The sequence below is a fragment of the Achromobacter sp. Root565 genome, assembly GCF_001427425.1.
Classification (GTDB): Bacteria; Pseudomonadota; Gammaproteobacteria; order Burkholderiales; family Burkholderiaceae_B; genus Achromobacter; species Achromobacter spanius_D.
Map to the genome: position 1 here is coordinate 36,244 of NZ_LMGO01000006.1, position 26,339 is coordinate 62,582.

Genomic DNA, 26,339 nt, shown 5'->3' on the forward strand with positions numbered 1-26,339 from the left:
CTTCGCGACGCCCCGCGCGTCATTGCCGATTCAAACGTAAATGATTCCCAGTCGCCCGGATTGCCGGGCGGTCCCCAGCTCAACTGAACGGAGCATTCCATGAGCAAACGTCGCCATAGCGGCCGCGTCGCACGTCCTTCGCCGCTGGCCGGGCAGGCAAAGCCCGCCTTTTCCTTGAACCCTCTCATTGCCGCCGTGTTCGGCCTCACGCTGGGCGTCGTGGCTGCTGCGCCCGCCTGGGCGCAGCAGGAGGCGGGCGTGAAGACCCTGCCCACGGTGACGGTCACGGGCCAGGCCGAATCGCAGGAGGCGCCCGCAACGCCCTACGCCGGCGGTCAGGTCACGTACGGCGGCCGCGTGGGCTTCCTGGGTGACAAGGACTTCATGGACACGCCGTTCTCCGTCATCAACTACACGGAGAAGTACATCGAGGACCTGCAGGCCAAGGACATCACTGATGTCATCGCCCGCACCGACGCGTCGGTCTTCAGCAACGGCGTGTCGGGCGCGTGGAGCGAGAACTACTCGATCCGCGGCTTCGCTTCAGCCACCACCGACATGACGTTCAACGGACTGGCCGGCATGGCGCCGTACTATCGGACCTCGCCCGAGATGTTCGAGCGGATCGAGGTGCTGAAGGGCCCGTCCGCCTTGCTGAACGGAATGCCTCCTGGCGGTTCGGTCGGCGGCACGGTCAATCTGGTGTCCAAGCGGGCCGGCGCCGATCCCCTGACGCGCCTGACCGCCACCTACATGTCGGACTCGCAATTCGGCGGGCACCTGGACATGGGACGGCGCTTCGGCGAGAACCAGCAGTTCGGCATCCGGTTCAATGGCATGTACCGCAACGGCGACGGCCCGGTCGACGACCAGAAAAAGCGCGCGCAACTGGCGTCGCTGGGCTTGGACTGGCGCGGGGAGCGGGTCCGCATTTCCGCGGATCTGTACGACACCGATGAGCGCATCGACGGCGTGACGCGCGGCATCAACCTGGCGCCCGGCATCGGCGTGCCCAAGCCGCCCAAGCCCGAAACCCTGTTGAATCCGGACTGGGCCTATGTGAAGAATCAGGACCGCGGCGCTATGATCCGCGGCGAATTCGACGTCACCGACAAGCTGATGGCGTTTGCGGCCATCGGCACCAGCCGTTCCGAATACACCTACAGCGGCGCCATGTCGGCGCAGGTGTTCAACGATGCCGGTGACTTCCGCACGTCGATGGGGCAGCTCAACATGGAGGTGGACAAGACCTCCGGCGACGCGGGCCTGCGCGGCAAGCTGCAGACCGGCGCGATCAAGCACCAGTGGGTGCTGAACGCCACGTACTACTCCGACGACCAGCACGACTACGGCCGCCGCTCGGTGCCCGGCGCGGACTGGGTCACCAACATCTACAACCCGGTCTGGGGGCCGGCGCCCGCCGGCGTCTTTCCGCCGATCATGCACAGCAAGACGCGCATGATCAGCTATGGCCTGGCCGACACCCTGTCCTTTGCCGAGGACCGGGTGCAACTGACGCTGGGGGCGCGCCGCCAGGAGGTCCGCACCGACAGCTTCAGCGTTGCCACCGGCGCGCGCACCAGCCGCTATGACGCGCACGCAACGACGCCCGCCGCCGCGCTGCTCGTCAAGGCCACGGACAACATCTCGGTGTACGCCAACTATATCGAGGGTCTCTCCAAGGGGCAGTCCGCGCCCGCCACCGCGGCCAACGCAGGCGAGCTTTTTGCGCCCTTCAAGACCAAGCAGAAGGAGATCGGCTTGAAGGTCGACCTGGGCGACTTCACCCATACGCTGGCGCTGTTTGAAATCAACCGGCCCAGCAGCTACACCGATCCGGTCACGAACGTGTTCTCGTTCGGCGGCGAGCAGCGCAACCAGGGCGTGGAATGGGGCTTCTTCGGCGAACCGCTGCGTGGCGTGCGCCTGATCGGCGGCGTCGCCTACATCGATCCCAAGGTCACCAAAGCCGCCGTCGCGGCCAATGAGGGCAAGCAGGCCACCGGCATCCCCCGGCTGCAGGGCAAGCTCGGCGTGGAATGGGACGTGCCGGTGGTGCAGGGGCTGACGTTGACCGCCAACGCGACCTCGGTGTCCAAGCAGTACATCAGCGCGGACAACTCGCTGTCGGTGGGCGGCCGCACGACGTACGACGTGGGCGCACGCTATGCCACGCGGGTGGCCGACCGCCCGGTGGTGCTGCGCGCCGCCATCAACAACCTGACGAACAAGGCGTACTGGGGCATGCCTCAGCTGTCTAGCCTGGCGCTGGGCGCGCCGCGCACGTTCATGTTGTCGGCGTCGATGGAGTTCTGAGCGGGCGCCGCGCCAGAAAGATCCCGGCCGCGATGATCAACCCCATGCCCGCCAGCGCCAGCGCGTCTGGCGGGCGCTGGAACCAGAACGTGCTGAAGCCCAGCGCCAGCAGCAGCTGGAAGTAGTTCAGGGGCGCAAGCGTCGCGGCCGGCACGCGCTGGAAGGCGGCGATCAGCAGGATCTGCGCCAGGCCGCTGCACGCGCCCAGCGCAAGGATGATGGCGGTGTCCGCCGCGCCGGGCCAGGGGTCGGGCAGGAAGAAGGGCGCGGGCAGCGCGGTCACGATCAGGCAGATGTACGCCGTGTACGCATACTGCACCGGCCCCGGCACCTTGTCCGACAGCTTGCGCGTCAGCACCTGGAAGATCGCGTAGCTGACGGCCGACACCGCCATCAGCAGCGTGCCCAGCAGGGGCAGGTCGCCGCCCGGCCGCACGATCAGCAGCATGCCGGCAAAGCCGGCGGCGACGGCGCCCCACTGCGCCGGACGGACGCGTTCGCCCAGCATCCACGGCGACAGCGCCACCATGATGAGCGGCGCCGTGAAGTAGATGGCGGTGGCTTCGGACAACGGCATCCAGATCAGCGCGGTCATGAAGCAGGTCGCCACCGTGGCCAGCATGACGCCGCGCAGCACCAGCAGCGGCTTTTCCGGCGCGTCGCGCAGCCGCAGGCCGCGCCCGTGGCGCCACAGCATGCCCATCGCCAGCGTCACCACCGCCAGGTAGCGCATCACGTTCAGGAAGGGCGCGGGATAGCGTTCCAGCAACTGCTTGGCGCCCGCGTCGAAGGTGGCAAAGGCCACCAGCGCGGCGAAGAACAGCAGGATGCCGGTCTGGCGCGCGCCTTCATTTGCCGCCACGGCCAAAGCCCTCAAGGAACGCATCCAGCGCCGGCCCGATCGCCTCGACCATGTAGCCGCCTTCCTGCACCACCACCGTCGGCACGCCCAGGCTGGCGACGCGCGCGCCGATGTCGCGGTAGGCGTCGATGTCCAGCCGGAGCACGCTGATGGGATCGTCCTTGTAGGTGTCGAACCCCAGCGGCAAAACCAGCGCCTCTGGCGCATATCCCGCCAGGGCGTCCAGGGCCGTATCCAGTGCCTGAAGGAATTCCGGGTTGCCGCAGCCGTGCGCTAGCGGCAGGTTCAGGTTGAAGCCTTCTCCCGCGCCGTACCCGCGTTCGTGCGCGTAGCCGGTGTAGAAGGGGTAGTAGCCGGCCGGATCGGCATGCAGCGACACGGTCATCACGTCCGGCCGGTGATAGAAGATGTTTTGCGTGCCGTCGCCGTGGTGCGCGTCCACGTCCAGCACCGCCACCTTGGACCACGTCTGCAGCAGCCGGCTCGCTGCGGCGGCGCTGCTGTTCAGGTAGCAGAAGCCGCCCGCGCGGTCGCGATGGGCGTGATGGCCAGACGGCCGGCACAGCGCGTACGCCACGCCGCCGCCGCCCGCCACATGGTCCGCCGCCGCCAGCGCGCTATGGGTGGACCGCAGCGCCGAGCGCCAGGTCTGCGGCCCGATGGGGCAGGACAGATCGCTCAGGTAGTACCCGGTCTGCGCCACGATGGACGGCGAGGGGCAGGGGCCGCGCCCGGCGGCATCTATGCGGCCGTTGTAGTACGGCGACAGGTTGGGCAGCACTTCCGGCCCGGGATCCACGCCCGGCGCCTTCAGGGCCTGCCAGCGCGCAAAGGCCGTCTGCAGATAGTCCAGATAATCCGCGCTGTGGACATGTTCGAGCGGCTTGCGGCCGTAGTCGGCCGGCGCTTCGACCTTGATGCCGCGCGCCGCCAGCGCCTGCTGCAGGTTCTCGGCGCGCGATGGCAGGTCGGTGGGGGCGCTGATGCGGCCCAGCCGCATGAATTGGCGGGGCGAATGCAGCAGCTGTTCTTCGGAAAAAAACGCCTTCATGGATATCCTCGCTCAGACCGTCCAGGTCAATGCCAGATGCGCGGGGCTCATGCCCGCTTCAGTTCGATCTCGACGAACACGAATTCCGTGTCGCTGGGGTTGATGACGTTGTGCTCGACACCGACCGGCCGGTAGTACGCCACGCCGGTGGTGAGCTGGCTGGTGACTTGGCCGGTGGGCGTGTCCAGCAGCAGCGGGCCGGTGGTCTGCGGCACCACCACATAGTTCATGCCATGGCGGTGCCAACCCGTCTCGCCGCCCGGCGGGAAGCGCCACTCGGTAACGGTGACCTGCTCGTTGTCGATCTGCACGGTGGGGATTGCGGCGGGGCGTTGCATATGGGGTTCTCCTGATTGGCGATGACGGAATTGCGGTCAAGCGGCCTGCGCCTTGGTCGGGTCCCAATGCTGGCCCGGCACCGCGGCGATCAACTGGCGCGTGTACGCGTGCTGCGGGTTGTCGAAGATCTGCGCCGGTGACCCGTACTCGACCACCTTGCCGCGGTGCATGACCAGCACCGAATTGCAGATCTGCGCTGCCACGCGCAGGTCGTGGGTGATGAACACCAGCGCAATCTTCAGCCGCTGCTGCAGGTCGTGCAGCAGTTGCAGCACCTGCGCCTGCACCGACACGTCCAGCGCGGAGACCGATTCGTCGGCCACCAGCACCTTCGGTTCCAGCGCCAGGGCGCGGGCGATGCCGATGCGCTGGCGCTGGCCGCCCGAAAACTGGTTGGGATAGCGATCAAAGGCGGACGGGTCCATGCCCACCAGCGACAGCAGCTCGCGCGCCCGGGCCTCGGCCTGCGCGCGCGCCACGCCGTTGGCGACCGGGCCGTCGCTGATGATGCGGCCCACGGTGTGGCGGGGGTTGAGCGAGGCAAACGGGTCCTGGAAGATCATCTGGATCTCGTGCCGCATCGGCCGAAAGCGCGACTCGGGCAAAGTGGCGATGTCCTGACCGTTGAACAGCAACTGGCCGCCATTGATGCCAACCAGCTTGAGCAGGCATTTTCCGATGGTCGACTTGCCGGATCCGGATTCACCCACGATGCCCAGCGTCTCGCCGCGCCGCACGGCAAAACTCACGCCGTCCACCGCGTGCACTTCGCGCTTGTTGCCCAGCCAGCCGTGGCCGATCACGTAGGTCTTTTTCAGGTCTTTCACTTCCAGCACCGGGCGGTCGTCCGCGATCCCGGCGCGTTCCTCGCCGCGCCGGTGCGGGACCGCCGCAATCAGGCGCTGCGTATAGGGATGACGCGGGCGGTTGAGGACCTCGCTGGCCGGGCCTTGTTCGACCAGGATGCCTTTCTCCATGACGGCCACGCGGTGCGCGATCTCGGCCACCACGCCGAAGTCGTGCGTGACGAACATCACACCCATGCCTTTGGCCTTCTGGATGCGCGCGATCAGCGCCAGGATCTGCGCCTGCGTGGTGACGTCCAGGGCGGTCGTGGGCTCATCGGCGATCAGCAGCGCGGGTTCCAGCGCCAGCGCCATCGCGATCATCACGCGCTGGCGCTGACCGCCGGACAAGCGGAACGGGTACACGTGATAGAGCGTCGCCGGATCCGGCAGGCCTACGAATTCCAGCAGTTCCAGCGTGCGCTTCAAGCGCTCGGCGCCGGGGTAGGCGTCATGCACGCGCATCACCTCGCTGATCTGCTCGCCCACCGTCATCAGCGGGTTCAGGGCCGACAGCGGCTCCTGGAAGATCATCGCCATGTCCTTGCCGCGCATGGCCTGCAGCGCCGGTTCGTCCAGCTGCAGCAGATCCTGGCCGCGGAACAGGATGCGCCCCTGCTGCGGCGTCAGGTAGTCGGGCAGCAGTCCCATGATGGCGTTGGCGCTCATGGACTTGCCCGACCCGGATTCGCCGACGATGCACAGGATTTCACCCGCGCGGATGTCGTACGAGACGTTCTCGACGGCATAGGGGCGGTCGCCGCCCTTGGGCAGCGCGATGGTCAGGTTCTGGATGGACAGCAGCGGCGTCGATTCTGCGGTTTCAGTCATGCCGGCCTCCTATTCGCCGCGCTTGCGCAGTTGCGGGTTGAGGGCGTCGTTCAGGCCTTCGCCGATCAGGTTGATGGCCAGCACGGTCAGCAAAATGGCGACGCCGGGCCACACGCTCATCCACCATGCTTCGCGGATCATCGTGCGCGCCGCGCCGATCATGAAGCCCCAGCTCATCAGATTCCGGTCCCCCAAGCCCAGGAACGACAGGGACGACTCGGTCAGAATGGCAGTTGCCACCATGAACGAGGCCGACACGATGATGGGCGACATGGCGTTGGGCAGGATCTGCGTGCCCACGATGCGCGCTGGCGTCTGACCGATGACGATGGCCGCCTGCACGAATTCGCGCTGCTTGAGCGTCATGAACTCCGACCGCACCAGCCGCGCGGCCGGCGGCCACGACACCACGGCAATCGCGCCCATGATCGAGTACACCGATGGACTCAGGATGGCGACCAGCACCACGGCCATGGCCAGTTGCGGAATGGTCTGGAAGAATTCGGTGAAGCGCATCAGCGCGTCGTCCACGCGGCCGCCGCAATAGCCGGCCACCGAACCCACCAGGATGCCGAACAGCAGCGCCACCGCGGTCGACAGCAGGCCCACCATCAGCGACACGCGCGCGCCCCACACCAGGCCCGCGGTAATGTCGCGGCCCAGCATGTCCGTGCCGAACGGATAGTCCGCATTGGTGAACGGCGGGATCAGCGGATCGGCCACCATCATCCAGGGCGATTCCTCGTACAGCAGGGGGGCCGCCAGGGCTACGGCCACCACGATCAGCATGATGACCAGGCCGGCCACCGCTCCGTAATTGCGCATGTAGCGTTGGGCAAATGACTTCATGCGGAGGCTCCTTGCTGCGCACCCGCGCCGATGCGCGGATCGATCAGGCGGTACAGCACGTCGGTCAACAGGTTGAAGACGACGACCATGATGGACGTGACCAGGAAGATGCCCAAGAGGAGCTGGTAGTCGCGTTGCAGCAGCGCGTCGAACATCAAACGGCCGATGCCGGGCCACGCGAAGACGGTTTCGGTCAGGACCGCGCCGCCCGCCATCTGCCCAAGCTGGATGCCGGCAAACGTGATGACCGGCAGCAGCGCGTTGCGCAGCACGTGCGCGCGGATCACGCGGCTGGGGCTCACGCCCTTGGCGCGGGCCGTCTTCACGAAGTCCATGCCGATCACCTCCAGCATCGACGCGCGGGTCAGCCGCACATAGACGGCCATGAAGAAGCAGCCCAGCGTCACCGTCGGCAGGATGAGATGCAGGGCGATGTCGCCCGCGCGCGCCCAGCCGGTCAGGTTGGCGCCCACGGTTTCCATGCCGAACGCCGGCAGCCAGCCCAGCACCACCGAAAACAGCAGGATGCCCATCAGCGACAGCCAGAAGAGCGGCGTGGCGTACAGGAGCAGGGCGCCGGTCATCACCGAGCTGTCGATCCAGCGGCGCTTGTTGCGGTAGCGCGCCTTGGCAGCCACCACGCCCAGCAGCACGCCCAGCACGATGGAAAACACAAAGGCGCACGACATCAGGAGAAAGGTGGCGGGCAGCCGCTCGACGATCAGGTCCAGCACCGGCACGTGGTTGCGGTACGAAAAGCCCAGGTCCAGCTGCACCACGCCCTTCAGATAAAGCAGGAGCTGCGTCAGGATCGGCTTGTCCAGCCCGAAAGCGACACGCAGCTGGTCCACGTAGGCGGCATCGCCCGCGCCGGCCTGGCCGGCGAGCACGGCGGCGGGGTCGCCGGGCGCCAGCCGTATCAGGAAGAAATTGATGATCACCACGCCCAGCACCACCACCAGGGCCTTGCCGATGCGGGAAAGCAGGAAAGACAGGAATCTCATGCTCGGGTCCTTTCAGGACGGGCTTTGCCGGCGGCAAGCGGGCCCATCGCGCAGCCGGGCGCTGCCGCGGACGAACCTGCGGCAGCGCCTTGGCAGCGCTTACTTCTTCTCGATGTAGACGTCGTCGAACGACTCGTTCAGACCGATGGCGGTCTTGACCAGGTTCTTCACGTTTGCGCGAGACAGGGTGGGAAACTCCATGTCGACCAGGAATCCATTGGCGACTTCGTTGACGAGCGTCGTCTGGATCTTGGTGTAGAGCTCCTGGCGCTTGGCCGGATCGACCTCGGAGGCGGCGGCCTCCCACATCTTGTCGGTCTCGGGGTTGCTGTATCCCTGCACGTTGGCAAAGGGCGATCCCTTGACGATGTTCGACGAGATGTACAGCCGCTGCACGCCCAGCGCGGGATCGCCGTACTGGTAGGTGAAGGTGGTCGTCAGGTCGAAGTCCCAGTTGCCGGTGCGGCTGGCCCAGCCGCCCGCGTCGGTCGATTCCACGTTCACCTTGAAGCCCAGCTGCTCCAGCGCCTGCTTGGTGTATTCGCCCAGCCGGTCCCAGGTCGAGCCGTACGGGAAGCTCAGCTGGCGGATCGTGTAGTCGCCCGGCTTGATGCCCGATTCCTTGATGAGCGCGCGCGCCTTCTTCATGTCGAACGGCATCGGCGGCATGTTCTTGTCGTAGAACATCTCGGTCGTCACGAACGGGCTGGTCGACACCTTGCCCAGGCCGAAGAAGATGTTGTTGACCACCATGTTGCGGTTCATCGCCGCCATGACCGCCTGGCGCACCTTCAGATTGTCGAAGGGCGGCTTGCGCATGTTGAAGATCAGGTAGGCCTGCGGCGAGAACATCTCCCAGCCCGCAGTGGTGTATTCCACGTTGGGCAGGCCGCGCAGGCGCTTGATGTCGACGTTGTCCACGTCGCCGCCGCGCAGCACGTCCACGCTGCCGCGCTCAAACGCCACGGCACGCGAGGCCGCATCGGGAATCACGTTGAACACCAGTTCATCCAGGTAGGGCTTGCCCGGCTTCCAGTAGTCCGGATTGCGCGCCAGCTTGATGTATTCGCCGCGCTTCCATTCCTTGAAGACGAACGGGCCCGTGCCCACGGGCTTCTGATTGGCGGGGTTGGTCATGTAGTCCGTGCCGGCATACAGATGCTTGGGCATCATCGGCGCAAAGCCGGGTTCGAACATCAGCATGAAGGCCGGGAACGGCGTCTTCAGCTTGATGACCACGGTCTTGGCGTCCGGCGCCTGCACGGAATCGACGAACTTGTTCAGGATGACGCGGGCGCGGGCATGGGTCTTTGGCAGCATTTCCGCCAGCGAGAACACGACGTCTTCGGACGTGAAGGGCTTGCCGTCGTGCCACTTCACGTTGTCCTGCAGATGGAAGGTGTAGGTCAGCCCATCCGCGGCGGCTTCCCAGGACTTGGCCAGGCCAGGCTGCGGCTTCAAGTCGGTGGAGTAGGTCAGCAGGCTTTCGTAGATCTTGCCCGCGACGAATTGCGTCGGCCCCTGCTGATTGATGGCCGTCACGATGACCGGCGGTTCGGGCTGGACGATCATGTTCAGCGTGCCGCCCTTGGTCTGGGCCAACGCTTGCGTGGCGGGCAGCGCGGCCGCAAGGACCATTGCGCCGATGCTTAGGGAAAACCAGTTTTTCGATTTCACTGCGAGCCTCCGGGCTGGAAAGGGTCGGACAGGCGGCCGCTCGGACGCGGCGAATGCCGTGCCGAATCAAGCAAACCTCATGCCACCTGCGTTTCTCGGGTACTGCGGGTGGAGCTGCTGCAACAATGCTTCGTTCAGGTGCTGGTTAAGGCGCCGCGCACCAATGCGGAGAAATTAGTGGTGCTTCGCCAGAGCGGCGAGGGCGGCGTGGTCGGCGGCGGTGCGGTGAGTGTCCGGCTGCAAGTTTTTCCCCTTTGCATTTTTGTTGGACGAATCAGGCGTGCTGGCTACGGCTTGGTCAAATCATTCAGGGCGCTAACTGGCGCCATTGGCTCGCGCCACCATGGCGTCGAGCAAGACGTTGCAACCGGCCTCCAGATGCTCGGGCCGGGCGTCTTCGATTTCGTTGTGGCTGATGCCGTCCTTGCACGGCACGAAGATCATCGCGGTGGGCGCGACGGCGGCCATGTAGACGGCGTCGTGTCCCGCGCCAGTGACGATGTTCATGGCGGGCAGGCCACGGTTCGCGGCGCCCTTGCGCACCTTGTCGACCAGATCCGTATCGAACGGCGTCGGCGGGAAATACTGCACGTCCTTCACGTCGACGTGCACGCCGTGCGCGACGGCGATGTCGTCGCAGACGCGCCGCCAATCCTGGTCCATGCGGGTCAAAGTCGCCTCGTCTTCGTGGCGCAGGTCGGTGGTGAATCGCACCTGGCCCGGGATCACGTTGCGCGAGCCCGGATGGGCGTGGATCTCGCCCACGGTCCCGCGTCCGTGCGGCTGGTGGGAGTTGGCAATGTTCACGACAGCCTGGAGCAAAAAGCTGGTGGCAAAGAGGGCGTCGCGGCGGATCGCCATGGGCGTCGGACCGGCGTGCATTTCCATGCCGGTCACCGTGACGTCGTACCAGCGCAGGCCCAGCGACCCCGTCACCACGCCGACGGTCTTTTCCTCGTGCTCGAGGATCGGGCCCTGTTCGATATGCGCCTCGAAGTACGCATCGACCGGGCGGCCGCCCACGGGATCGGCGCCCGCATACCCGATGGCGGCAAGCTCGTCGCGCACGCTGATGCCCTGAGCGTCGCGGGCCGACAGCGCCGTCTCCAGCGGAAATTTGCCGGCGAATACGCCCGAACCCATCATGACGGGCACGAAGCGCGAGCCTTCCTCGTTGGTCCAGATGGCCACTTCCAGCGGGGCTTCGGTCTGCACGCCCGCGTCGTTCAGGGTGCGGATGACTTCAAGCCCGGCCAGCACCCCGTAACAGCCGTCGAACTTGCCGCCCGTGGGCTGCGTGTCGATGTGGCTGCCCGTCATGACGGGCGGCAGGCTGTCGTCGCGGCCCGCGCGCCGGGCAAAGATGTTGCCCACCTGGTCCACGCGCACCGTCATGCCGGCATCGCGCATCCAGCCGGTCACCAGATCACGCCCCTGGCCATCGAGCGCGGTGAGCGCCAGGCGGCAGTTGCCGCCCTTGGCCGTCGCGCCGATCTGCGCAAGATCCATCAGGGACTGCCATAGCCGGTTGCCGTTGATGGACAGGGTGGGTGTCGTCATAGGTCGCCTCGGGGGTTGGAAACGTCGCCAAAGTCCTCGCGCAGGCGCGCCAGGATGCCAAGCAGGTGTGCGTGCATGGCGTGGCGCGCCCGGATGGGGTCGTGCGCCACGATCGCGGTCAGGATGCGCTGATGTTCGGCGTGGGCAACGGCCCACACCTTGGCGTCGACGAAGTAGTCCTGCATCCGGCGGTACACCGAGCTGGACTGGGTCAGGTTCCACAGATGGCCCACCGCGGCGGCCAGCGCGGCGTTGCCGCAGGCGGCGGCGATCGTGCCGTGGAACTCGCGGTCGTGCCGTCCCGGCGAATCCGTCAGGGACATGCCCTCATGCGCCTCGACGATCGCCGCAAGTTGGGCGGGCGTGGCGTGCTGGGCGGCCATGCCGGCGCATTCGGGTTCGATGATGAGGCGGGCCTCAAGCAGGTCGAACGGCCCGATGTCGTCGGCGGCGCTTTGCGCCGCACTGGCGTTCGGCCCGGCCGCCCACGCGGCGCCGCCGCCTTCCTTGTCGGCCACGAATACGCCGGTGCCGACGCGGACTTCAACGTAGCCCTCGATCTCAAGGGCGATCAGCGCTTCACGGATCGACGCGCGGCTGACCTGCAATTGTTCGGCCAGATCCCGTTCCGACGGCAACCGCCGGCCGCGCGGGAAGTCTCCGGCCCGGATGCGTCCCGCGATCTGGTCGGCGATCATGCGATACAGGCGGGTGACAGCGACGGCTTGGAAGGTGCTCATCGGGCGGTCTGCACAAAGGGTTGGCCTGGTGGTCAGGCCACCAATATAGGCACCTCGCCTTTGAAACAAAAGGGAAAACCGCCGCTTTCAGGGAAAACGATGTGAGGGATACCCCCGCTGTTCGTCTGGTGGTCAGGCCAGTCAGGCGGCGTCGTCCGGCTCGGGCGTTTGCGTGAATGCGCGCACCAGCCGGGCGATGCCGTCGAGTTCGTCGTGGGCGCCCACCACCCATTCCGGCTTGCCGAATGGACTGTCCGCCGGCGTGTTGTCCAGATTGGTCTTCAGGTCGCCCAGAAGTTCCAGCGCCATGTCGGTGGCCTGGGGGCTGCTGCGGGTGGACAGGGCGATCGCGATCGCCAGCGCCTGGCGCATGGCCAGCAGGCGGCCTTCCAGTTCGGTTTCCATTGCATGATCCTTGTTTGCTGCGGGAATCGCGGCATTTTACGGGGCGGGGTCTGCGGCAGGCACGTATGGGAAGTCTTTGCCCCTCGGCAGACGCGGTGCTCGCCGTTTGCGCAAGATCAATGTGCCGGGGGCGGGGCAGGCGAATAATCCGGGTTATGCAAGCCGCTCTACGCCCTCAATCTTCGGAATCGCCGGCGCCCGCCACCGCCGAGCCGTTTTTTCCTCCCCAATTGCTGGCCCGGTTGGACAAGAACGGGCCGCGATACACCTCGTATCCCACCGCAGACCGTTATCACGGCAGCTTCAGCGAGCAGGACTACCGCCTCGCCCTGCAGCAGCGGCGCGCAACCAGTCCGGCCGAGCCGCTGTCGCTTTACGTACACATTCCCTTCTGCGAATCGGTTTGTTATTACTGCGCCTGTAACAAGGTAGTGACGCGCCACCACGACCGCGCCGCTCGCTACCTGGATGCCCTGTCTCAAGAAATCGCCCTGCATGTGCAGGAGCTCGGGCCCGGCGTGCCGGTGTCACAGTTGCATTTCGGGGGCGGCACCCCCACGTTCCTGTCCAACGAAGAACTGGCGCGGCTGATGGGCGACCTGCGCGGCGCCTTCCGCTTCGAGCCCGATGCCGAGATTTCCGTCGAAGTCGATCCCCGCACCGCAACGCCCGAGCGCCTGGCTTTCCTGCAGCAATTGGGCTTTAACCGCCTGAGCTTCGGCGTGCAGGATTTCGACGAACGGGTGCAGGTCGCGGTGCATCGGGTCCAATCGTACGAAGACGTTGCCGCGTTGATGCATAGCGCGCGCGCGTTGGGCTATGCGTCGGTCAACGTGGACCTCATCTACGGCCTGCCGCTGCAAACCACCGAATCTTTCGCCCGGACCATCGAGCAAGTCATCTCACTGCGCCCCGACCGCATCGCGCTCTATGCCTACGCGCATTTGCCCGAGCGCTTCAAGCCGCAGCGCCGCATTCAAGAAGCCGACCTGCCAGACCGCGCCACGCGCGTCGGCCTGCTCAGTTCCGCCATCCAGGGCTTCCTGGGGCAGGGCTACACGTATATCGGCATGGACCACTTCGCGCTGAACTCCGACGCGCTGGCCATTGCCAAGCAGCGCGGCGAGCTGCACCGCAATTTCCAGGGCTACAGCACGCAGCCGGACCGCGACCTCATCGCCCTGGGCGTGTCGGCCATCGGCCGCATTGGCGACACCTACAGCCAGAACGCCAAGATTCTCGACGAATACTATGCGGCCATCGAATCCGGAAAGTTCGCCGTCGAGCGCGGTCTGGCGCTTAGCCCCGACGATCTGGTCCGCCGCGAAGTCATCATGGACATCATGTGCCAGGGCCGCGTGGACTTCGCCCGCATCGAGGCCAAGCATGGCCTGCGGTTCGGCGACTACTTCAGCCGCGAACTCTCGCAAGTGGCCAGCCTGGCCGAACTGGGCCTGGTGAATCTGCATCTGGGCGAACTGCGGGTCACGGGCCTGGGCTGGTACTTCGTGCGGGCCGTGGCCATGGCCTTCGACAAATACCTGCGCTCGGCCATTCCCACCGCCACGTACTCCCGCATCATCTGATCGCTCGCGCGGCCCTTTGGGGCCGCGCATTCATTCCGCAAATTTGTCGCGCAGGTACAGCGCCAGCGACAAGTCATCGGACAGCCCCAGCTTGCGCATGGCGCGGCGCTTGTGCGTGCTGACTGTCTTCTTGCTGCGCACCAGCCGCCCCGCGATCTGCGTCACCGACAGGCCTTGTCTGATGTGACGCAGCACTTCCACTTCCGACGTCGTCAGCAGCGCGTGCGGGGCCGTCGGCTCCATGCCGCGGATTTCTCCGTCCTCCACCGTCAGGAAAGGCGTTTTGGCCTCGACGACGCCGCGGATCATGTCCGGCAGCAGGACCAGACCCCATTGCTTTGCCAGGTAGCCTGCAGCGCCGGCCCGATAGGCCGCGTACTCGGTCTCCTGGCGGTTGCCGGCCGAAAACGTGATGACCGCCATGTTGGGGTGATAGCGGCGCACCCGCCGCAGGTAATTGACGCCATCGACGGGTTCCAGCGGCAGATAGAAGTCGATCAGCGCGACATCGCAGGGATGCTTCGCCAATTTTTCGAGCAGCGCGCGCGCCGAGGTTTCGCGGTGAACCACATGAAAGCCCGGGCGGCTTTCCAGGAACGCGCCAATGCCCAGCGCAACCACAGGATGGTCGTCCAGGACCGCGACGCGGATAACCGGTGGCGGCCGCGACAACAACAGGTGCTTTTGGATTTCAAAGCCGTCCGCCGGCGCGATAAGCGGGCCGTGAAGCGAGCCGCCGGTCATCTGGCTTGCAGTCTCTGAAACGCGATTCATCGTTGCTCCACGATCGGATTGGGGTCCAGGGCGATCCGCGCAGCCACGAGGCGGCGGTCGCTGGCGCATTTCCGTGCGCGGCCCTGAAATTCGTGGGCAGATTACGTGTTCGGCGCGCGTTTGGGTCGCAAAACCGGCCAAAATCAGACCGATCCACCAGCGCTAAACATCTCACCGTGGCCCCCCGGGGCTCCCTGCAATCCTCCGTGGCGTTTTCACCACGGGCAGCGCGCAAACGGTGCTACAATCGGCAACGATCCATGCAGCTATTTCGGCTGCATTTGTTTTGCTGCACCTTGATTCGCGCCTCGCATTGCGCGCACCAACAGGCCCAAACATGTTTTTCCCGCCCGCACGAACTACGACCCGGAACTTTCGCCCCATGTCGCGTTAGTTTTTTCGTGCGTCGGGTTTCACCGTGTCAGGTCAGCGGTAGGACTCATCAAGACAATCAAATGAACGCGGCTACCAGGCCGCGTTTTTCGTTTCTGTTTTCGTTTTTCAGTTCCAAGAACCCCAGGAAGCACTCCCGATGGTACAGATCACATTGCCCGATGGTTCGCAGCGCCAATTTCCGGGACCGGTAACGGTCGCCGAAGTGGCGCAATCGATCGGTACGGGCCTGGCGAAGGCTGCGCTGGGCGGCCGCGTGACGTTCGACGGCTCGGATTCCAAGCTCGTCGACACCAGTTTCCGCATCGTGGAAGACGCCCGTCTGGCAATCGTGACGGCCAAGGACGCTGACGGCCTGGATCTGATCCGCCATTCGACAGCCCACCTGCTGGCCTACGCCGTCAAGGAGCTCTTCCCCGACGCCCAGGTCACCATCGGCCCCGTGATCGACAACGGGTTCTACTACGACTTCTCGTACAAGCGCCCCTTCACGCCGGAAGACCTGGCCGCCATCGAAAAGAAGATGGCCGAACTGGCCAAGAAAGACGAAGTCGTCACGCGCGAAGAATGGTCGCGCGACGACGCCGTCGAATTCTTCAAGGGCATCGGCGAAAAGTACAAGGCGGAAATCATCGCCTCGATCCCGTCCAACGAGCCGCTCAGCCTGTACCGCGAAGGCGAGTTCATCGACCTGTGCCGCGGCCCGCACGTGCCGTCCACGGGCAAGCTCAAGGTCTTCAAGCTGATGAAGGTGGCCGGCGCCTACTGGCGCGGCGACAGCAAGAACGAGATGCTTCAGCGCATCTACGGCACCGCCTGGGCAACCAAGGAAGAACAGGAAGCCTACCTGCACATGCTCGAAGAGGCCGAGCGCCGCGACCACCGCAAGATCGGCCGCGAACTCGACCTGTTCCACTTCCAGGACGAGGCCCCGGGCCTGATCTTCTGGCATCCCAAGGGCTGGGCCCTGTGGCAGCAGGTCGAGCAATACATGCGCAGCGTGTACCGCGACAACGGCTACCAGGAAGTGAAGGCGCCGCAGATCCTGGACATTTCGCTCTGGAAGAAGACCGGCCACTGGGACAACTACCGTGAAAACATGTTCACGACCGAGTCCGAAAACCGCGTCTATGGCTTGAAGCCCATGAACTGCCCGGGCCACGTGCAGATCTTCAATGCCGGCCTGCACTCCTACCGCGAACTGCCCCTGCGCTACGGCGAATTCGGCCAGTGCCACCGCAACGAGCCCTCCGGCTCGCTGCATGGCATGATGCGCGTGCGCGGCTTCACGCAGGACGACGGCCACATCTTCTGTACCGAAGAACAGCTCCAGGACGAATGCGCCGATTTCACGGCCCTGCTGCAGAAGGTCTACCGCGACTTCGGCTTTACCGAAGTCCTGTACAAGGTCGCCACGCGTCCTGAAAAGCGTATCGGCACGGACGAAGTCTGGGACACGGCCGAAGCCGCCCTGATGGAAAGCCTGCGCCGCACGGGTTGCGAATTTGAAATCTCGCCGGGCGAGGGCGCCTTCTACGGCCCGAAGGTCGAATACACGCTGAAGGACGCCATCGGCCGTCACTGGCAGTGCGGCACGATCCAGGTCGATTTCTCGATGCCCGTGCGCCTGGGCGCCGAGTACGTGGACCCGAACGACCAGCGCCGTCCGCCGGTCATGCTGCACCGTGCGATCCTCGGTTCGCTCGAGCGCTTCATCGGCATGTTGATCGAAAACCACGCCGGCGCCATGCCGCCTTGGCTCGCTCCGGTGCAAGCAGTTGTATGCTGCATTTCCGAACCTTCGGCCGATTATGCAGCCCAAATTACGCAAAGCCTGAAAAAACAAGGCTTTAGAGTAGAGTCCGATTTGCGCGGTGAAAAAATCACTCGTAAAATTCGGGAACACAGCCTGCAAAAGGTGCCGTACATTCTTGTCGTCGGCGACAAGGAAAAGCAAAACGGCACTGTCGCCGTACGTGGACTGGGCGGCCTGGACCTTGGCGCCATCCCCTTCGACGACTTTGTCTCCCGGTTGTCCGAAGACGTTGCCACCCGTCGCGACGTCAATCAACCTGATAGCAGCGCTGCTTAACATTTCTAGGAGCTTTCAACATCGCCACTGAAAAAGCCAATCGCATCAACGGTGAAATCCGCGTCCCCGAGGTGCGCCTGATAGGTCTGGAGGGAGAACAGCTGGGCATCGTCAAGATTGCCGACGCGTTCCGTCTTTCCGAGCAAAACGACGTGGATCTGGTGGAAATCGCGCCGAACGCCGAGCCCCCGGTCTGCCGTTTGATGGACTACGGCAAGTTCAAGTACCAAGAGCAAAAGCGCCAAGCCGAGGCCCGCTCCAAGCAGAAGGTCATCCAGGTCAAGGAAGTCAAATTCCGTCCGGCGACCGACGAGGGCGACTATCAGGTCAAGCTGCGCAACCTGCGCCGCTTCCTCGAGGAAGGCGACAAGGCCAAGGTGACGTTGCGTTTCCGTGGCCGCGAAATGGCTCACCAGGAACTTGGCATGCGCGTTCTCGAGCGCGTGCGCGACGACCTCCTGGAGCTTGCCCAGGTCGAAGCCATGCCCAAGCTCGAAGGCCGTCAGATGGTCATGGTGCTGGCGCCGAAGAAAAAGGCTGTGCCCGCAGGCAAGCCCGAATCGGCAGCCTGAGCGCCCGCCGTATCCGGTTCAGGCAAGGCTTAGCCTTGCTTCCTGCAACCCGCCGTGTCCGTCTCGTGACCGGCGGGTTCGCTTATTGGCCGGCTCTACGCTACGATGTCACAAAGCATAGCCGCCTTCCCAGCAGGGGAGGCGGCGTCCGTTCAGGGTGTCGCGATGCACGTTTTGTTCGTTTTGGATCCCTTGCCGCTGCTCAAGGCGTACAAGGATAGTTCGGTCGCCATGATGCGTGCCCTCGTGGCGCGCGGGCACACGCTCAGCGTGGCCATGCAGGGCGACCTCTACATCGAGGCGGGCGTCGTCAAGGCGCAGACCACCCCGATCGAGCTGGTCGCCGATGCCGACCTGCACGGCCACGACTGGTGGCGCGATTCCGCCTCCCAGGATCTGCCACTGGCGGATTTTGGCGCGGTCGTGATGCGCAAGGACCCCCCGTTCGACATGGAATACGTGTATTCCACGCACCTGCTCGAATACGCCGAGGCGCAGGGCGCCTGCGTGTTCAACGGCGGCGCGGCCATCCGGAACCACCCGGAAAAGCTGGCGATCACCGAAATCAGCGAGTTCACCGCGCCCACGCTGGTCACTCGCAACATGGCCCGTCTCAAGGCGTTCCATGACAAGCACCAGGACGTCATCGTCAAGCCGCTGGACGGCATGGGCGGCACGGGCGTGTTCCGCCTGCAGCCCAAGGATCCCAACCTGAACGCCATCCTGGAAACGCTCACCGACAACGGCGCGCGCACCATCATGGCGCAGCGTTTCATCCCTGACATCGTCGAGGGCGACAAGCGCATTCTGCTGATCGGCGGCGAACCCGTGCCGTATTCCCTGGCCCGCATCCCCCTGGCCGGCGAAACGCGCGGCAACCTGGCCGCTGGCGGCCGTGGCGTCGCGCAGGAGTTGTCCGCCCGCGACCGCGAGATCGCCGAAGCCGTGGCGCCCAAGCTGGCCGCCCGCGGCCTGCTGCTGGTTGGCCTGGACGTCATTGGCGACTTCGTCACCGAAGTCAACGTCACCAGCCCCACCTGTTTCGTGGAAATCGCCGAACAGACCGGCTTCGACGTGGCCGGCATGTTCGTGCAGGCGCTCGAAAAGGCTGTGGCGGCCAAGGCCGCCGGCTCCGCCTCCGTTGCTGCCTGATTTTTCGGAACCGACATGACCACGGGTATTGTGATCGTCGTGCACGCGCCCCTGGGCGCGGCAATGCGCGAATGCGCGAGCCACGTCATGGGCGATCTGGACGGCATGCTGGCGATCCACGACATCCTGCCCGAAGATCTGCCGGACGACTTGGCGCCGGACGTCCTGAAAGACATCCTCGAGCAGGACCACGGCGCGGGCGTTCTGGTGCTGACCGACCTGATCGGCGCCACGCCCGCCAATATTTCCAAGCGCGCGGTCGCCGACGCCCAGGCCCAAGGCATCCAGTGCTGTGTGCTCGCGGGACTCAACACCCCGATGCTGCTGCGCGCGTTGACCTACCGCAACCTGCCGTTGGCGGAAACCCGCGAAAAGGCGCTTGCCGGCGGGGTGCAGGGCGTCTTGCGGGTAGACTGACGGGCAGAAAATTGCCCTATTATGTCGGCTATTATTTCAAGCCGAGGATCGGTTCGACGATTGGCTGCGATCAACACTGCGGCATAGCCCGCGGTCACCATCTTTCCTATGCCTACTACTGACATTGTCATCAGCAACAAACTGGGATTGCACGCGCGGGCCGCCGCCAAGCTGACGCAGCTTGCCAGCAAGTTCGCCAGCGAGATCTTCATTTCGCGCGGTGCGCAGCGCGTGAACGCCAAGAGCATCATGGGCGTCATGATGCTGGCAGCCGGGCTGGGCGTCACCGTCAAGCTGGAAGCCTCCGGCAGCGATGCCGAGCAAGCGCTTTCCGAAATCGAAACTCTGTTCGACAGCAAATTCGGTGAGCAGGAATAGACATTCTTCTGAAGCAGCCGGCCCGGCACGGGCCGGTTCGCCCGCGCCCGCGTTCGGCGCGCCCGACGGGGCTGGCTCTGCCAGCCCCGTTGTATGTCTGTACGGCAAGGGCGTCGCCAAGGGCTACGCCATCGGCCGCGCCGTCGTCATGGGGGCCGCAGCCCTTGAAGTGGCGCACTACCGGATCTCGCCGGAAGACGTGCCCGCCGAGACCGACCGTCTGACCCAAGCCCTGGCTTCGGCCCAGCAGGAACTCCTGCAACTGGCCGACACGCTGCCGGCCGACGCGCCGCGCGAGCTGGGCGCAATGCTGAACGTGCACAGCCTGCTTCTGGGCGATCCGCTCCTGGCCGAGCAGACGCTCGCCCTGATCGCCGAGCGCCACTACAACGCCGAATGGGCGCTGACGACGCAGGGCCAGATCCTGGGGCAGCAGTTCGACGCCATGGAAGACGAATACCTGCGCGAGCGCGGGGCGGACGTGCGCCAGGTGATCGAGCGCGTACTGCACGTCCTGGCCGGCACGTCGGCGATCCTGCCCGATATGTCCCACATGGGCGGCGACGACGCCCTGGTCGTGGTGGCGCACGATATCTCTCCCGCCGACATGCTGCGGCTGCGCGGCGGACGTTTCGCCGCCTTCGTCACCGACCTGGGCGGCCCCACCTCGCACACCGCGATCGTGGCGCGCAGCATGGGCGTGCCCGCGGTGGTGGCAATGGGCAACGTGCGCGAACTGGTCCGTGACGGCGACATGCTGATCATCGATGGTTCGGTCGGCGCCGTAGTGGTCAACCCGTCCGACCGCATCCTCCAGGAATACCGCCGCCGCCAGGCCGCTTACGCCGACGAGCGCGCCGAGCTCGGCCTTCTGCGCGACGAACCCTCCGTCACGCTGGACGGGATCGACATCGTTCTGCACGCCAATATCGAGCTGCCGGACGAAGCCGCGCTGGCGCTGGCATCCGGCGCGCACGGCATCGGGCTGTTCCGTAGCGAATTCCTCTTCATGGGCCGGCCAGATCTGCCAGGCGAAGAAGAGCAGTACGAGGCCTATGCCTCGGTCGTCAAAGTGATGGCAGGCCGCCCGGTCACGATCCGCACGCTGGACATCGGCTCGGACAAGACGCTGGACGGCGAGGCCACCGTGGCCACCAATCCCGCCCTGGGGCAGCGCGCCATCCGCTATTGCCTGGCGCGCCCCGAGATGTTCGCGACTCAGTTGCGGGCCATCCTCAGGGCGTCCGCCCATGGACCGGTGCGCCTGCTGATCCCGATGATCGCGCACATGCACGAGGTCGTGGCGACCAAGGCCGCCATCGAGGCCGCCCGCCGCGAACTCGACGCCCGTGGCCAGGCCTATGCGCCTCACATGGAGGTGGGCGCGATGGTCGAAGTCCCCGCCATCGCCATCGCGATCGAACCCTTTGCCCAGGCGCTGGACTTCCTGTCCATTGGCACCAACGACCTGATCCAGTACACACTGGCCATCGATCGTGGCGACCACGACGTGGCGTCGCTGTACGATCCGCTGCACCCTGCGGTGCTGCGCCTGGTTGCCAACACCATCAATGCCGGCGAGCGCGCGGGCAAGCCGGTGGCCGTCTGCGGCGAAATGGCAGGCGATTCGCGCATGACGCGCCTGCTGCTCGGGCTGGGTCTGACCGAATTCTCCATGCACCCGCAGCAGCTTCTGGACGTCAAGCGCGAGGTGCGCCGGGCGCACTCCAACGCGCTTCGCATCAAGGTGGCGTCGGCGCTGAACCGCGCCTTGCCCGTCGATTTGGACGCCCTCGGCCCGGCCTGATTCGTCCTTCGCGGCATTGGCTGATCCAGGTGTCTGACACCGTGGCCAAGATGCAAGGTGTCTGACACCCGTTGAGTCGCCGTTACAAGCTGACGATCCTCTCCGCCGGGTGTCTGACACCGTCCCAAGCAAGCAGACATAAAAAAGAGCCCTTCACGATGAAGGGCTCTTTCATTTTTCAATCCGCCCCGCCACAGGTCACGGCGGAGGCGTTGCACCACTTAGCTGTGATAGGCGGATTCGCCGTGGCTCGTGACGTCCAGGCCTTCGCGCTCCTGGTCTTCCGGCACACGCAGGCCGCACAGGGCATTGGCGATCTTGTAGGCAATCCATGCCACCACGCCGGACCAGACGATCGTCAGCAGCACGCCTTCCAGCTGGACCCACAGTTGGTGAGCAATCATGGAGGGCTCGGCCAGGCCGGGGCCGCCGAAGACCTGCGCATTGAACACGCCGGTGAGCAGGGCGCCCACAATGCCGCCCACGCCGTGGATGCCGAACACGTCCAGCGCATCGTCGGCGCGCAGCATGCGCTTCAGGCCATTCACGCCCCAGACGCAGACCACGCCGGCGACCACGCCGATGATCAGTGCGCCCACCGGACCGACCAGGCCGGCGGCAGGGGTGATGCCGACCAGGCCAGCGATGGCGCCCGAAGCGGCGCCCAGCATCGAGGGCTTGCCCTTGATGGCCCATTCCGTGAACAGCCAGGCCAGGACAGCGCCTGCCGTGGCGATCATGGTGTTGAAGAAGGCCAGGGTGGCGTTCTCGTTGGCGGCCAGGGCCGAACCCGCGTTGAAACCGAACCAGCCCACCCACAGCAGCGCGGCGCCCACGAAGGTCATCGGCAGGTTGTGCGGCTGCATGGCTTCGCGGCCGTAGCCCACGCGCTTGCCAACCACATAGGCGCCCACCAGGCCGGCCACGCCGGCGTTGATGTGCACCACGGTGCCGCCGGCAAAGTCCAGCGCGCCTTGGGCGTTCAAGAGACCAGGAGCCGTTTCAGAGGCGAACCACACCATGTGCGCGATGGGGATGTAGGCGAACGTGAACCAGATCACCGTGAACACCAGCACCGCCGAGAACCGGGCGCGCTCGGCGAAGCTGCCGACCACCAGGGCGCAGGTGATGCCGGCGAACGTGGCCTGGAACGAGGCGAACAGCAGCTCGGTCAGCGTGTTCGACATGGCGTACGTGCCGTCCGCCGGGTTGAACATGCCAGAGAAGAAGGCGCGCGAGAGGCCGCCGAAGAAGGCGTTGCCCTCGGTGAACGCCAGGGAGTATCCATAGATGAACCAGAGAACCAGGCCCAGCACGAACGTGCACAACACTTGCAGCAAGACGGACAACACGTTTTTGCTGCGCACCAGGCCGGCGTAGAACATGGCCAGGCCGGGTACGGCCATCATCAATACAAGCAGGGTAGAGACGAGCAACCAGGAGATATCTGCTTTATCCATTTTCAGGCTCCATTGAGTCTTTATTTATTTACAGCGCAGCTTCGCCGGCTTCGCCAGTTCTGATACGGATGACTTGTTCAAGGGGCGCGGCAAAGATCTTGCCGTCACCGATCTTGCCGGTGCGGGCGGCTTGTTCGATCGCTTCGATGACCTGATCGACAAGGTGGTCGGGCACAGCGGCCTCGACTCGCAGCTTGGGCAGGAAGTCCACGGCGTATTCGGCGCCGCGATAGAGTTCGGTGTGGCCCTTCTGGCGGCCAAAGCCTTTGACTTCGGTGACGGTCAGGCCCTGGACCCCGATTCCGGATAGAGCCACCCGCACTTCGTCGAGCTTGAAGGGCTTGATGATGGCGATGATGAGTTTCATGGCATTTCCTCTCTTGGTTGCACGCTCCGTGGTTAAAGCAATATCCATGCCATGTTGGTCTGGGCCGGCGATGCCCGGGAAAGGCGCAAAAATTGTGCGGGTCGGCACCGTTGTGGTGCGTGATGCACCGCAGCGCGGCCTCAATTTGGTGCGCAACAACGCGTAGCAGGCACTTGCAACCACTTGTGTTCCTCGAGAAGGATTTGTAGCCATTTAATGCGGGCTTCGCTGATGCGAAGGCCTGCCTCGGCGTGCGTGTAGTCGCGGTTGCAGAACTCTTTATCGGCCGCTTAGCCTTGCAGGCTGCGGTTCTGTGTTCCAGGACGGCTCTCCGGTCCCCGCCGGGAACGCGTTCAAATTTGCCTAAATTGGGGTGCGACCGTGATACGAGGGTTTACACGGGTCGGCTTGTTGACCGGAGTGGGCTCGAGTTGAATCGGATTCAGGACGTGTATCGGGCATTTGGACGATGCACTGCGCGGTCGGATCGACCGGCGGCAAGGCTAGTGGTGTTGGTAGGGGGTTGCCGTCAGGCAGCCCGGTTTTCTCCTGTGCTTTGAAGGGCGGTCACCGCATGCGGCCCGCCCTTTTTTTTGCGGCGGCACAACCGGCCCCGCCTGAAACCACCCATCCGACGCACTACACTTGAGCCATCAAGCACATTGAGAGGCCTATATGAACAATCGCACCCAGTGGATGGAAGACCTTCAGAAGAACATTTCCGACCTGATCGCGCGCAGCCCCGCGGCAGATGTCGAGCGCAACGTCCGCGCCATGATGACGCAGGCGTTTTCCAAACTGGATCTGGTGACCCGCGAAGAGTTCGACGTGCAGGCCGACCTGCTTGCTCGCACCCGCGCCCGGGTCGATCAACTGGCGGCCCAGGTGCAGCAGATGGAACAGCGCCTGACGGGTCTGGACAAGGGCCCGGCGACGGGACTCGATAAGTAAGCAAACGCCGCGTGCCCGCTCCGCGCGGGCCGTGTGCGAGATCGTTTTGTCACGGCCGCTCTCCGCGGCCGTTTGTTTTTTGCGGATACTGGCGTCTCGAACTCATCCCGGAGACCCCCCGTGACGCTTGCCGTACTCGCCAGCAGGGCCCTTAGCGGCATGCACGCCCATGCGGTCCGCGTCGAAACGCACCTGGGGCCTGGCTTGCCGGGATTCAACGTGGTCGGGCTCGTTGACACCGAAGTCCGGGAAAGCCGCGAGCGGGTCAGGGCGGCCATCATCAACAGCGGCTTTGAGTTTCCAGCAGGGCGCATCACCGTCAATCTGTCGCCGGCAGACATGCCCAAGGAGTCCGGCCGATTCGATCTGCCCATTGCGCTGGGGGTGTTGCTGGCCTCGGGTCAATTGGCGGCGCCAGCGCAGGATAGTGCGCAACACCCCGAAGCTCACCCCCGGGCGCCCGACCCCGCGTTGTCTCGCCTGGTGCTGGCCGGCGAACTGTCCTTGACCGGCGCGCTCGTGCCGGTCGCCGCGCCGCTGGTGATCGCGCTGAGCGTCGCCCGCGACGCGCCCGACGCGACGCTCATCCTGCCTGCCGGCAGCGCCGAGCAAGCGGCCTGGGTCCCCGGGTTGCGCGTCCTGTCGGCGCGTTGCCTGGCGGACGTGGCGTCCCATGCGGCGGGCGCGTCCTTGCTGCCTAATGCCGTGCCCTCGCCTTGGCCGCCCGCCGCGCCCGTTCCTTGCCTGTCGGACGTGCGCGGTCAGCCGGGCGCACGGCGTGCGCTGGAAGTCGCGGCGGCAGGCGGCCACAGTCTGCTCATGCTGGGCCCGCCTGGCGCGGGCAAGAGCATGCTGGCCGCGCGCCTGCCGGGCCTGCTGCCGCCGCTCGAGCGTGGCCAGGCGCTTGAGGCTGCGGCCGTCGCGGCCATGGCCGGCATGCCCGACACGCTCACTGGCCAGCCGCCTTTCCGGGCGCCGCATCATTCGGCGTCGGTGGCGGCGCTAGTCGGCGGGGGCGGGCGGCCGCGTCCCGGTGAAATCAGTCTGGCCCACCACGGTGTCCTGTTCCTGGACGAACTTCCCGAATTCAGCCGCCGCTCGCTCGAGGCGCTGCGAGAGCCGCTGGAGGCGGGCAGGGTGGTCATCTCCCGGGCGCTGCACGCCGCGCAGTTTCCGGCCCGTTTCCAGCTGGTCGCCGCCATGAACCCCTGTCCTTGCGGCTGGCGAGGCCATCCGGGGCGCGCGTGCGCCTGCACGCCGGACCAGGTGGCGCGCTACGCAGGCAAGATCTCGGGGCCGCTGCTGGACAGGATCGACCTGCACGTGGCCTTGCCGCCTTCCGATCCCGCCTGGATGACCGCGCCGCCGGGCGAAGCGTCTCAGGCTGTCCGGGAGCGCGTGATCCGTTGCCGCGAGCGCCAGCTTGCCCGGCAGGGCAAGATCAACGCCGCGCTGGCTGGGGCGGAACTGGACGAATTCTGCGTCATGGATGCCGACGCGCAGGCGCTGCTGCATCAGGCCATGCGGCGCCTGACCGGCTCCGCCCGCGCCATGCACCGGGCGCTTCGGGTGGCCCGCACGATCGCAGATCTGGATGGCCAGGCGATGTTGGCGGCCAGCCACGTCGCCCAGGCAGTGCAGTACCGGCGTACGGGGGTATGATCCCGTCCTCCCGTGCCCGTTGTTGCTGAAGCACTCGCCGACTCGACAAAGTTCAGGAAATCACCATATAATCAAAGGCTTTTCCGGATGTGGGTAGCTTTTTGTCCGCCTTCGGGAAAGACTCGCGGAACAACGATGTGCTTTAAAGATCGTTGGTTGCGACCCCCAGAAGTGGCAACAGGTCTACAAGTTTTGGCGTCTTTGGCGTCAAGCACCTGGCGTCATGTAAATCAACAATGCGTGTTTTAG

Annotated in this window: 23 protein-coding genes; 10 read left to right on the forward strand and 13 right to left on the reverse strand. The window is 65.3% G+C overall.

The features are described 5' to 3' along the window. Nucleotides 1-99: 99 nt before the first annotated feature. Nucleotides 100-2,316, forward strand: a complete 2,217-nt coding sequence (locus ASD71_RS21545; RefSeq protein WP_056569631.1) for a TonB-dependent siderophore receptor — start codon at nt 100-102, stop codon at nt 2,314-2,316. Here the strand turns inward: ASD71_RS21545 and ASD71_RS21550 are convergent. The 10 genes from ASD71_RS21550 to ASD71_RS21595 form a co-directional block, all read right to left on the reverse strand. Continuing rightward, nucleotides 2,288-3,202 carry a DMT family transporter gene (locus tag ASD71_RS21550; protein WP_056569635.1) on the reverse strand — a complete coding sequence of 305 codons (915 nt, stop codon included), beginning with the start codon at nt 3,200-3,202 and terminating at the stop codon, nt 2,288-2,290. The two genes, ASD71_RS21545 and ASD71_RS21550, sit on opposite strands and share 29 nt — an antisense overlap. Beyond that, complete coding sequence (locus tag ASD71_RS21555; protein WP_056569638.1) at nt 3,165-4,229, reverse strand: histone deacetylase family protein; 1,065 nt, start codon at nt 4,227-4,229, stop codon at nt 3,165-3,167. The genes ASD71_RS21550 and ASD71_RS21555 overlap by 38 nt, the downstream gene beginning before the upstream one ends. Before the next feature lie 47 nt (nt 4,230-4,276). Next, on the reverse strand, nt 4,277-4,567 hold the full coding sequence (locus ASD71_RS21560; protein WP_056569641.1) for a cupin domain-containing protein: 291 nt from the start codon (nt 4,565-4,567) through the stop codon (nt 4,277-4,279). 36 nt (nt 4,568-4,603) lie between these two features. Next, nucleotides 4,604-6,244: an ABC transporter ATP-binding protein gene (locus tag ASD71_RS21565; RefSeq protein WP_056569645.1), complete on the reverse strand. Its 1,641-nt coding sequence runs from the start codon at nt 6,242-6,244 to the stop codon at nt 4,604-4,606. Between the two features lie 9 nt (nt 6,245-6,253). Then, nucleotides 6,254-7,093 carry an ABC transporter permease gene (locus ASD71_RS21570; RefSeq protein WP_056569649.1) on the reverse strand — a complete coding sequence of 280 codons (840 nt, stop codon included), beginning with the start codon at nt 7,091-7,093 and terminating at the stop codon, nt 6,254-6,256. Then, on the reverse strand, nt 7,090-8,097 hold the full coding sequence (locus ASD71_RS21575; protein WP_056569653.1) for an ABC transporter permease: 1,008 nt from the start codon (nt 8,095-8,097) through the stop codon (nt 7,090-7,092). Before ASD71_RS21575 ends, ASD71_RS21570 begins: the two co-directional genes overlap by 4 nt. 99 nt (nt 8,098-8,196) lie before the next feature. After that, on the reverse strand, nt 8,197-9,774 hold the full coding sequence (locus tag ASD71_RS21580) for an ABC transporter substrate-binding protein (protein WP_056569658.1): 1,578 nt from the start codon (nt 9,772-9,774) through the stop codon (nt 8,197-8,199). A 315-nt stretch (nt 9,775-10,089) separates the two neighbouring features. Next, nucleotides 10,090-11,334 carry a Zn-dependent hydrolase gene (locus ASD71_RS21585; protein WP_056569660.1) on the reverse strand — a complete coding sequence of 415 codons (1,245 nt, stop codon included), beginning with the start codon at nt 11,332-11,334 and terminating at the stop codon, nt 10,090-10,092. After that, a complete protein-coding gene (locus tag ASD71_RS21590; RefSeq protein WP_056569663.1) occupies nt 11,331-12,074 on the reverse strand; it encodes a FadR/GntR family transcriptional regulator in 744 nt (247 codons plus the stop codon). The genes ASD71_RS21585 and ASD71_RS21590 overlap by 4 nt, the downstream gene beginning before the upstream one ends. Before the next feature lie 141 nt (nt 12,075-12,215). Further along, entirely contained in the window at nt 12,216-12,479 is a 264-nt protein-coding gene (locus tag ASD71_RS21595) for a hypothetical protein (RefSeq protein ID WP_056569666.1), read from the reverse strand. Nucleotides 12,480-12,634: 155 nt separating this feature from the next. Here ASD71_RS21595 and hemN point away from each other — a divergent pair, with 155 nt between their 5' ends. Further along, complete coding sequence (gene hemN, locus ASD71_RS21600; protein ID WP_082579017.1) at nt 12,635-14,065, forward strand: oxygen-independent coproporphyrinogen III oxidase; 1,431 nt, start codon at nt 12,635-12,637, stop codon at nt 14,063-14,065. Between the two features lie 30 nt (nt 14,066-14,095). Here hemN and ASD71_RS21605 read toward each other — a convergent pair whose 3' ends face one another. Beyond that, nucleotides 14,096-14,809: a response regulator transcription factor gene (locus tag ASD71_RS21605; RefSeq protein ID WP_056569674.1), complete on the reverse strand. Its 714-nt coding sequence runs from the start codon at nt 14,807-14,809 to the stop codon at nt 14,096-14,098. A 562-nt stretch (nt 14,810-15,371) separates the two neighbouring features. Between ASD71_RS21605 and thrS the strand changes: the two genes are divergently transcribed. The 6 genes from thrS (at nt 15,372) to ptsP (ending at nt 21,650) form a co-directional block, all read left to right on the forward strand. After that, nucleotides 15,372-17,324, forward strand: coding sequence for a threonine--tRNA ligase (gene thrS / locus ASD71_RS21610; RefSeq protein WP_056569677.1), 1,953 nt, complete (start codon nt 15,372-15,374; stop codon nt 17,322-17,324). Nucleotides 17,325-17,344: 20 nt separating this feature from the next. Then, nucleotides 17,345-17,896, forward strand: coding sequence for a translation initiation factor IF-3 (infC, locus tag ASD71_RS21615; protein WP_082579018.1), 552 nt, complete (start codon nt 17,345-17,347; stop codon nt 17,894-17,896). 165 nt (nt 17,897-18,061) lie between these two features. Further along, nucleotides 18,062-19,048: a glutathione synthase gene (gene gshB / locus ASD71_RS21620; protein WP_056569683.1), complete on the forward strand. Its 987-nt coding sequence runs from the start codon at nt 18,062-18,064 to the stop codon at nt 19,046-19,048. Between the two features lie 15 nt (nt 19,049-19,063). Beyond that, a complete protein-coding gene (locus ASD71_RS21625; protein ID WP_056569684.1) occupies nt 19,064-19,465 on the forward strand; it encodes a PTS sugar transporter subunit IIA in 402 nt (133 codons plus the stop codon). Between the two features lie 108 nt (nt 19,466-19,573). Beyond that, nucleotides 19,574-19,843 carry an HPr family phosphocarrier protein gene (locus tag ASD71_RS21630; RefSeq protein WP_056569687.1) on the forward strand — a complete coding sequence of 90 codons (270 nt, stop codon included), beginning with the start codon at nt 19,574-19,576 and terminating at the stop codon, nt 19,841-19,843. 97 nt (nt 19,844-19,940) lie between these two features. After that, nucleotides 19,941-21,650: a phosphoenolpyruvate--protein phosphotransferase gene (ptsP, locus tag ASD71_RS21635; protein ID WP_056570544.1), complete on the forward strand. Its 1,710-nt coding sequence runs from the start codon at nt 19,941-19,943 to the stop codon at nt 21,648-21,650. Between the two features lie 221 nt (nt 21,651-21,871). Here ptsP and amt read toward each other — a convergent pair whose 3' ends face one another. Then, nucleotides 21,872-23,110 carry an ammonium transporter gene (amt, locus tag ASD71_RS21640; protein ID WP_056569690.1) on the reverse strand — a complete coding sequence of 413 codons (1,239 nt, stop codon included), beginning with the start codon at nt 23,108-23,110 and terminating at the stop codon, nt 21,872-21,874. Nucleotides 23,111-23,138: 28 nt separating this feature from the next. Next, nucleotides 23,139-23,477 carry a P-II family nitrogen regulator gene (locus tag ASD71_RS21645; RefSeq protein ID WP_006218735.1) on the reverse strand — a complete coding sequence of 113 codons (339 nt, stop codon included), beginning with the start codon at nt 23,475-23,477 and terminating at the stop codon, nt 23,139-23,141. A 675-nt stretch (nt 23,478-24,152) separates the two neighbouring features. Between ASD71_RS21645 and ASD71_RS21650 the strand changes: the two genes are divergently transcribed. Together ASD71_RS21650 and ASD71_RS21655 are read left to right on the forward strand one after the other, a co-directional pair. After that, nucleotides 24,153-24,428 carry an accessory factor UbiK family protein gene (locus ASD71_RS21650; protein WP_056315890.1) on the forward strand — a complete coding sequence of 92 codons (276 nt, stop codon included), beginning with the start codon at nt 24,153-24,155 and terminating at the stop codon, nt 24,426-24,428. A gap of 120 nt (nt 24,429-24,548) precedes the next feature. Next, nucleotides 24,549-26,090: a YifB family Mg chelatase-like AAA ATPase gene (locus tag ASD71_RS21655; protein WP_056569693.1), complete on the forward strand. Its 1,542-nt coding sequence runs from the start codon at nt 24,549-24,551 to the stop codon at nt 26,088-26,090. Nucleotides 26,091-26,339 lie beyond the last annotated feature (249 nt).

Bases quoted from the DNA above. Each gene is read 5' to 3' on its own strand.
- ASD71_RS21545 (WP_056569631.1), top strand. From the start codon at position 100: ATGAGCAAACGTCGCCATAGCGGCCGCGTCGCACGTCCTTCGCCGCTG.
- ASD71_RS21550 (WP_056569635.1), bottom strand. From the start codon at position 3,202: ATGCGTTCCTTGAGGGCTTTGGCCGTGGCGGCAAATGAAGGCGCGCGC.
- ASD71_RS21555 (WP_056569638.1), bottom strand. From the start codon at position 4,229: ATGAAGGCGTTTTTTTCCGAAGAACAGCTGCTGCATTCGCCCCGCCAA.
- ASD71_RS21560 (WP_056569641.1), bottom strand. From the start codon at position 4,567: ATGCAACGCCCCGCCGCAATCCCCACCGTGCAGATCGACAACGAGCAG.
- ASD71_RS21565 (WP_056569645.1), bottom strand. From the start codon at position 6,244: ATGACTGAAACCGCAGAATCGACGCCGCTGCTGTCCATCCAGAACCTG.
- ASD71_RS21570 (WP_056569649.1), bottom strand. From the start codon at position 7,093: ATGAAGTCATTTGCCCAACGCTACATGCGCAATTACGGAGCGGTGGCC.
- ASD71_RS21575 (WP_056569653.1), bottom strand. From the start codon at position 8,097: ATGAGATTCCTGTCTTTCCTGCTTTCCCGCATCGGCAAGGCCCTGGTG.
- ASD71_RS21585 (WP_056569660.1), bottom strand. From the start codon at position 11,334: ATGACGACACCCACCCTGTCCATCAACGGCAACCGGCTATGGCAGTCC.
- ASD71_RS21590 (WP_056569663.1), bottom strand. From the start codon at position 12,074: ATGAGCACCTTCCAAGCCGTCGCTGTCACCCGCCTGTATCGCATGATC.
- ASD71_RS21595 (WP_056569666.1), bottom strand. From the start codon at position 12,479: ATGGAAACCGAACTGGAAGGCCGCCTGCTGGCCATGCGCCAGGCGCTG.
- hemN (WP_082579017.1), top strand. From the start codon at position 12,635: ATGCAAGCCGCTCTACGCCCTCAATCTTCGGAATCGCCGGCGCCCGCC.
- ASD71_RS21605 (WP_056569674.1), bottom strand. From the start codon at position 14,809: ATGACCGGCGGCTCGCTTCACGGCCCGCTTATCGCGCCGGCGGACGGC.
- thrS (WP_056569677.1), top strand. From the start codon at position 15,372: ATGGTACAGATCACATTGCCCGATGGTTCGCAGCGCCAATTTCCGGGA.
- gshB (WP_056569683.1), top strand. From the start codon at position 18,062: ATGCACGTTTTGTTCGTTTTGGATCCCTTGCCGCTGCTCAAGGCGTAC.
- ASD71_RS21625 (WP_056569684.1), top strand. From the start codon at position 19,064: ATGACCACGGGTATTGTGATCGTCGTGCACGCGCCCCTGGGCGCGGCA.
- ASD71_RS21630 (WP_056569687.1), top strand. From the start codon at position 19,574: ATGCCTACTACTGACATTGTCATCAGCAACAAACTGGGATTGCACGCG.
- amt (WP_056569690.1), bottom strand. From the start codon at position 23,110: ATGGATAAAGCAGATATCTCCTGGTTGCTCGTCTCTACCCTGCTTGTA.
- ASD71_RS21645 (WP_006218735.1), bottom strand. From the start codon at position 23,477: ATGAAACTCATCATCGCCATCATCAAGCCCTTCAAGCTCGACGAAGTG.
- ASD71_RS21650 (WP_056315890.1), top strand. From the start codon at position 24,153: ATGAACAATCGCACCCAGTGGATGGAAGACCTTCAGAAGAACATTTCC.